The 232-nt window shown below is 73.7% G+C and carries 1 protein-coding gene; it reads right to left on the bottom strand.

The features are described 5' to 3' along the window. Positions 1-232: methyltransferase domain-containing protein (locus KVT45_RS55845; RefSeq protein ID WP_217562804.1), on the bottom strand; the 232-nt coding region annotated here is incomplete at both ends.

Below are 232 nucleotides of genomic sequence, written 5' to 3'. Positions count from 1 at the left end.
GGCCGCGTCGTGTCTGTTCGGCCCCGAGAAGGCGAAGCTTCCGCCGGGAACGAGCGCGTCCTGCCAGCCGGCGAAGCGGTCGAGGTGGCCGGGGACCCAGTGGAGCGCCGCGTACGACACGATCAGGTCGTACGACCGTTCGGGCGCCCAGGTCCGCAGGTCGGCGTGGGCGAAGTCGAGGCGGCCGCCGCCGGGGGTGGGTCTCGGGTGGTCGACCTGGGCCTTGTCGACC

Source organism: Streptomyces sp. GbtcB6 (assembly GCF_019091475.1).
Classification (GTDB): Bacteria; Actinomycetota; Actinomycetes; order Streptomycetales; family Streptomycetaceae; genus Streptomyces; species Streptomyces hyaluromycini.
The sequence above is the reverse complement of the archived record's forward strand: the minus strand, read 5'-3'. Positions and strand labels throughout refer to the sequence as shown.